This window comes from Pseudomonas sp. TAE6080 (genome assembly GCF_018732265.1).
In the GTDB taxonomy this organism is placed as follows: Bacteria; Pseudomonadota; Gammaproteobacteria; order Pseudomonadales; family Pseudomonadaceae; genus Aquipseudomonas; species Aquipseudomonas brenneri.
Genome location: NZ_JAHIDY010000091.1, coordinates 1 through 1435, shown reverse-complemented (window position 1 = coordinate 1435; position 1435 = coordinate 1). Strand labels below are relative to the sequence as shown.

The 1435-nt window shown below is 64.1% G+C and carries 1 protein-coding gene; it reads left to right on the top strand.

Translation table 11 applies throughout. The features are described 5' to 3' along the window. Window positions 1-172: 172 nt before the first annotated feature. Entirely contained in the window at window positions 173-1390 is a 1218-nt protein-coding gene (locus tag KL786_RS29235; protein ID WP_003465063.1) for a TniQ family protein, read from the top strand. Window positions 1391-1435 lie beyond the last annotated feature (45 nt).

Genomic DNA, 1435 nt, shown 5'->3' with positions numbered 1-1435 from the left:
GCTACCTGCTCACCCGGAGCGAAGGCACCATCGGCGAGCTTGCACATCTGCTGGTGGCGGCGGCCGTCGCCGCCGTGGAGAGTGGCGAGGAAGCGATCAACCACCGCACGCTCAGCATGGCCGACTACATCGGCCCCAGTGAGCGGCGGCGACAGTTCGAGCGGGAACTGATGTGAAGTCCGCGCCGCGCTGGCCGCTGCATCCGGCACCCAAGGAAGGCGAAGCCCTGTCCTCATGGCTCAACCGGGTCGCCGCCTGCTACCAGATGGACGTGCACGAGCTGCTGGCCCACGATCTTGGTCACAGCCAACTTGATGACCTGGATACCGCACCATCCTTGTCGTTGCTGACGGCGCTCTGCCAGCGCAGTGGCGTCGAGCTGGAGCGGTTGCGCAGCATGAGTCTTGCAGGCTGGGTGCCGTGGCTGCTCGACAGTCTCGACGATTCGGTACCAGCAGCCTTGGAAACCTATACATTCCAATGCGCGGTGCTCCTGCCCAAGCGCACCCGCAAGGTGCGGTCCATCACTCGCTGGCGTGCCTGGCTACCGAGCCAGACGATTCGCCGGGCGTGTCCGCAGTGTCTGAACGATCCAACGAATCAAGCTGTGCTACTCGTCTGGCAGCTCCCCTTGATGCTGAGCTGCCCGCAGCATGGCTGCTGGCTGGAGTCCTACTGGGGCATGCCCGGCCGGTATCTTCAGTGGGAAATCGCCGATGCTGCGCCGCGCCCTGCCGATGACGCAATCGCCTGCATGGACCGGCGCACCTGGCAGGCGCTGACGACGGGTTTTGTGGAGCTGCCGCGTCGGCGTGTCCACGCCGGCTTGTGGTTCCGGCTGCTGCGCACCCTGCTTGATGAGCTGAACACGCCGCTCTCGCACTGCGGCAGTTGCTCGGCGAGCATCCGCCATGTCTGGGAGCGCTGCGGCCATCCGCTGCGCGCCGGGCAGAGTCTGTGGCGTCCCTACGAGATTCTGGCCCCGGCGGTGCAGTGGCAGATGCTGGAGGCGGCGGCCACCGCCATCACGCTGATCGAGTCAAAGGCGCTGATCCCGCGCGGGGAACAGGCCGCGCTGTTTCAGACGGAGCCGCACACTGGTTTCACCAACGGCCTGCCGGCGAAGGTGCCGAAGCCGGAACCCATCAACCACTGGCAACGAGCAGCCCAGGCCATCGATGAGGCCATCATTGAAGCGCGACACAACCCGGAGACGGCCCGCTTGCTGTTCACACTGGCGTCCTACGGGCGACGCGACCCCGAATCCCTGGAACGTTTGCGCGCCACGTTCACCAAGGAGGGCATCCCGCCGGAGTTTTTGTCACATTACGAGCCTGAATGGCCGTTTGCAGGTCTTAGACTAAATGACGGGTTAAGTGACAGTTTTTGACGGCGAGAACTTTCTGGCTCACACTGTCACATAATCGAACGTATA